The sequence below is a fragment of the Photorhabdus namnaonensis genome (assembly GCF_001684335.1).
Classification (GTDB): Bacteria; Pseudomonadota; Gammaproteobacteria; order Enterobacterales; family Enterobacteriaceae; genus Photorhabdus; species Photorhabdus namnaonensis.
Genome location: NZ_LOIC01000070.1, coordinates 22,425 through 27,445, shown reverse-complemented (window position 1 = coordinate 27,445; position 5,021 = coordinate 22,425). Strand labels below are relative to the sequence as shown.

The following is a 5,021-nucleotide window of genomic DNA, read 5'->3' as shown; positions in this document are numbered from 1 at the left end:
GTGCCGGTGAATACCCGGACTTAACGCCACTGCCGGGCAGTGTCCCGGAGAGTTATTTTGCCATTAACCAGTTGATACGTCCGATACGAGTGATACCTCGTGAAGGCCATTCATTGCACTTCTATGGTGAGGGCCATTTTAATTCAACTTCCACTCTAGCTTGGTATGCCCGTTATGACCGTGGCCCGCTGCAAGTCACCCCTCTGAGAGGCGACCATCCTGCACTGGTCAGCGGGATCTGGCGAACCGATAGCCTGCCGGGCAGGCAGTACTTCTTTGCTCAGGGCGCGATGGCTTTCGATGTTGAAGGTGCAGAGAAGGGCACAACCCTCTGGCATCTGATCCGGGAAGCGGCCAATATGTGGGAATAACCTATTATCTACTGCCTTATAACGAACAGAGAACATGATGGAAATTTCAGATGACTTTGCCCAGTTGAAATCACAACTGACCGCATTTACCATTTCTCAATGGCGATGGGCTGACCGTTTCTCGTCTTGGGATTTCTATCACTCTGTTTTTTAAACAGGGCTACACCCCGGAGAAAAAACAGCGCATTCTGGCCTGTGGTTTTAACCGTTTTTTATCTTTTGGCTATATGCTTTTTGCGAAATTTAAACATTATGGTATATCGTGGTTTTACATTTAAACGAACGTTAATCATATCCGATTTATTTTGACTGACATGGTTTTACCAGCATGGTTTTACCAACGTTGTTTTACCAATATTGTTTTACTGGCCATTCTGCGGGTTTTTATAAATCATTCCCCTTTATTTTTTTCTTTATAAATCACTAATCAATAGCTTGATAGTGTAAAAATATCGTTAATGTTTTTCAGGATAACTCTTTCTTAGCATTTAAATTAGGTTAAATTAATCGTTTTATCTCTTTTTTTATCGCATTATTTATTGATTTATTTGTAAAATAATGGTGAGAAAACACTTTAGCGTTAATCTATTCTATTAATATTATTTTACCTGATTATTGCTTTTCAACTCTTGGTTAATGGTGAGTGAATTGCGACTAAATGTCATTAATCACGTTACTGAAAATTTTGATTTATTGGGTTAAATCAGTCTGTTGAATGAAATATTTAATCTCTATTCTTTTGTGTTTTTAAATAGTCATAGTTGGTTAGTTAAATATAAAATAAGTGAAGGGTAGTATTGTCGATAAATGTTTAAACATAGTAAGGAATAGGCTGTTTTTAGTCCCGCTATACCTTTTAAAAAGCTGGCATTAATGAGGTGCTTATTGTCTTAATCCTTAGTTAATTAATCACCGATAAAATGAAAATGTAAGTAAAAAAACAATATTAAAAACATGATAAGCTTGAGCAGTAGTTTTCACCTTGATGGGCTGTTTGTTTTTAATTGGAAATCTGTTTGCTAAATGATTTTTATTGCTTGATTGTAGTGAGTTTAATGATTTTTACATTTTCTGAATCGTATTTAACCTCCTTGTTTTCATTAAACTGATATTTAGGTTTTCTCCTTTTTCTGTATTTGACTTTTTAGGTTTAAAACCAGTGAGGGTGGCAGAACGGCTAACGGTATTAAGATTCCCTCCCATTTCTTTAATTATTTTTAATATTGTTAAACATTCTTGCTTTTCTGGTGTTAATCTAAAGACCGTTCGGTTTTCTACAATTATAATCTCTGATTTTTATAGTCTCTGATTTTTCGTAAATTTGTTGCAGTCAGGTAAAATCTTTTATTTAAGAAGATGGGTTTAATGTGGTTAATACTGTTAAATGTTTCTGTTAAATATTTTGATAAGTTATATTGTTGTTATTGCGTTAACACTGTCATCTTTTCACCTTGTTTAATCAATTTAAAACCTGTTTTTTCGTGGTTAGCTTGGCCTCTTTTCCCGCTTTTAAAACCACACTGATAGATAAAAAAGACTTTTTTTAACAATTGCCCCGTAAATCTTGGCCCAATGCGAGGGTGTCGCAAAAGGCCAGCATTGAAAACAAACCGCGATTTTGGGTAGATTTTTCTGACGTCCGGTGTGAATGGAAAGCATCAGTTGTTGTAGAAATGTCGTCATAAAGGAGAGCTTTTGCGACATCCTCTTCACGGAGGGAACAGTCACCCAAGGTTTTGCAGGGTATTCTCTAACGCCTGATGCAGTAATTCACGGTCATGGCGGTAGGGAATATCCTGTGCTTCGAGTATTTGCTGAGTGATAATTCGGTCGTTAAGGTCGCTGATATCTGTACAGGGGCCAACAATGACCGCATCAATTATCCGGCTGCCAATTTTGTTTTCCATTATTTCCAGCTTATCTCTCAGTGTCAGTTCAGCGGCGGCGGCACTTAATTCTTTGCCGAGATTACCGATATAAATCACATTGGCATAGCTACGGCGCAGGGCTTGGGTGAGATCTTCAAGCAGCAGTAATGGCATCAGGCTGGTAAAGAAGCTGCCGGGGCCGATGATAATCAGATCTGCTTGAGTAATAGCATCCAATGCCTCTTTTGTTGCCGTCGCGGGAGGATAAAGCATCAACTCCTGAGGAATACAGTGCAACTGATCAACATTAACTTCACCATAAATGGTGTTGCCTTGATCATCTATCGCCATCAGGTCAACGGGTTGCTCAGACATTGGAATAAGATGAGCATTAACTTTCAACAAACTGCGGATTAAATTAATCGCCTCAAGGGGCCTGACACTCAGATGATCCAACGCTTTAAGCATCAGGTTACCCAGATTATGCCCGGCCAATTCTCCATTGCCACCGAAACGGTATTCGAACATTGCCGACGCGACACTGGGTTCGGTAATAAGCTGATTTAAACAATTGCGGGTATCACCCCAGGCAATACCGCCTTCCGAACGCCGGATTCTGCCGGTTGAGCCGCCATTATCTGTTGTGGTGACAATGCCTGTCAGGCGGGAGCCTAGTGATGAAAGAGAGGACATAACGCGCCCAAGGCCATGACCTCCGCCTAAAGCAACCACCCGATCCAAATCGGCTAATGTGCGGTTTCGCATAGAATTCCTGTTGCTAACTGAACGTATATTTACCGAATAATTTTAACGTAATTTATTATAAAACACGATTAACCAACTAGCGTTATGATTAGGCGCAATGTTTTAATTAATCACCAATAGAAATTGCCTGCGATTTGTTCTGCCACTGGCTAATTCATTGTATATTCAATTATATAACGAAAGTAGGTATTCGCATTTTTCTTTGTTAAGCGCTAGAATTTGTATTGGGAATATAAATTATAGATGTTGAAATTAACTCCTGGCCTCTGCGTCTAAGTCACTTTTTACACCGCGATATGATGTTTTGGCCGTGACCACTGAGTCACCAAGGTGTGAGGCAGAAATGCCCGCGTCTCCCATGTTTGGAAAGGTGTTATTGTGGAACAACTCATAGATGCTTTTGCCCGTAAATTTTACTATTTGCGGCTATCCATTACCGATGTATGTAATTTTCGGTGTACCTATTGCTTGCCGGATGGCTATAAACCCCGTGGACATCACTCCTTTTTGACATTATCCGAAATCCGTCTTGTTGGCCGGGCGTTTGCCGATCTGGGTACAGAGAAAATCCGTTTGACGGGTGGCGAACCGACCATGCGCCGTGATTTCACCGATATTATTTCCGTTATACGTGAGAATAAGTTGATTAAAACTCTGGCGGTAACCACCAACGGTTATCGAATGGAACGGGATGTCGCTCAGTGGAAACAGGCGGGTTTAACCGCAGTGAATGTCAGTATGGACACGCTTGATCCCCGCCAGTTTCATGCGATTACCGGACAAGACAAATTTTTTCAGGTGATTCGCGGTATTGATGCGGCATTTGCGGCGGGTTTTAATAAAGTGAAAGTCAACGTGGTGCTGATGAAAAATGTTAACGATATCAGCCTGCCCGCTTTCTTGAACTGGATAAAAGATCGCCCAATTCAATTGAGATTTATCGAGTTGATGGAAACCGGTGACGGCGGCGAAATGTTTCGTCAATATCACATTTCGGGAGAAACTATCCGGGAACGCCTGTTGCTTGATGGTTGGCGGTTGCTTCAACGTTCACGCAGTGATGGACCGGCACAGGTTTTTAACCATCCTGATTATCAGGGAGAAATTGGTCTGATTATGCCTTATGAGAAAGATTTTTGTCGAAGTTGTAATCGGTTACGTGTTTCTTCAATAGGTAATCTTCATTTATGCCTGTTTGGTGAACAGGGGATACCACTGCGTGATTTGTTGGCAAGTGAAGAGCAACTTGATGATCTGAAATTGCGTATTCAGGGTGGATTGCGACATAAACGGGAAACCCATTTTCTTCATCAAGGCGACAGCGGTATCACCCCAAATCTTTCTGTCATCGGCGGTTAATTTACCGTTTGGATATTGTTGTTTTTTCAGGAGCTGAGGATGTCTCAATTAACCCACATCAATTCTACCGGTGAAGCGCATATGGTTGATGTTTCCGCTAAAGCTGAAACATCACGCGAGGCCCGGGCAGAAGCGTTTGTTGAAATGAAGCCGGAAACATTGGCAATGATTATTAATGGCAGCCATCACAAAGGCGATGTATTTGCCACCGCGAGAATAGCGGGTATCCAGGCGGCAAAGCGCACATGGGAATTAATTCCGCTTTGTCATCCATTACAGCTAACTAAAGTAGAAATCCAGTTGGAAGCCCAGACAGAATATAACCGGGTCAGAATTGAATCTTGTTGCCGTCTGACCGGGAGAACCGGGGTTGAAATGGAGGCGCTGACAGCAGCGTCGGTCGCGGCTTTGACAATTTACGATATGTGTAAAGCAGTACAGAAAGATATGGTCATTGGGCCAGTTCGTTTGCTGGAGAAGATAGGTGGGAAATTAGGTCATTTTAAGGTGGATAAATGATTAAAGTGCTGTTTTTTGCTCAGATACGTGAGCTGGTAGGTACTGATTCACTGGATCTCGATAATCGTTACGCAACCGTTGAGAGTTTGAGAAAGGCGTTAATATCAAAGGGAGAACGTTGGGCCTTGGCGTTGGAAGA

At 41.4% G+C, this 5,021-nt stretch carries 5 protein-coding genes and 1 riboswitch; of the genes, 4 read left to right on the top strand and 1 reads right to left on the bottom strand.

The genetic code is table 11. The features are described 5' to 3' along the window. The coding region (locus tag Phpb_RS26835; RefSeq protein ID WP_240492533.1) for a type VI immunity family protein at nucleotides 1-371 on the top strand (371 nt) is incomplete at its 5' end. 1,724 nt (nucleotides 372-2,095) lie between these two features. On the opposite strand, the gene yvcK is transcribed toward Phpb_RS26835, so the two are convergent. Further along, a complete protein-coding gene (gene yvcK, locus Phpb_RS11795) occupies nucleotides 2,096-3,004 on the bottom strand; it encodes a uridine diphosphate-N-acetylglucosamine-binding protein YvcK (protein ID WP_065390506.1) in 909 nt (302 codons plus the stop codon). 244 nt (nucleotides 3,005-3,248) lie between these two features. Beyond that, a riboswitch (molybdenum cofactor riboswitch) is annotated at nucleotides 3,249-3,393 on the top strand. On the opposite strand from yvcK, the gene moaA reads away from it, so the two are divergent. The 3 genes from moaA to Phpb_RS26830 form a co-directional block, all read left to right on the top strand. Beyond that, entirely contained in the window at nucleotides 3,380-4,363 is a 984-nt protein-coding gene (gene moaA, locus Phpb_RS11790; RefSeq protein WP_205634772.1) for a GTP 3',8-cyclase MoaA, read from the top strand. Its footprint overlaps the riboswitch before it by 14 nt. Before the next feature lie 39 nt (nucleotides 4,364-4,402). Continuing rightward, complete coding sequence (gene moaC / locus Phpb_RS11785) at nucleotides 4,403-4,882, top strand: cyclic pyranopterin monophosphate synthase MoaC (protein ID WP_065390504.1); 480 nt, start codon at nucleotides 4,403-4,405, stop codon at nucleotides 4,880-4,882. After that, nucleotides 4,879-5,021 (top strand): MoaD/ThiS family protein (locus tag Phpb_RS26830; protein ID WP_240492542.1); only part of this gene is annotated, 143 nt, incomplete at its 3' end. The genes moaC and Phpb_RS26830, both read left to right, overlap by 4 nt.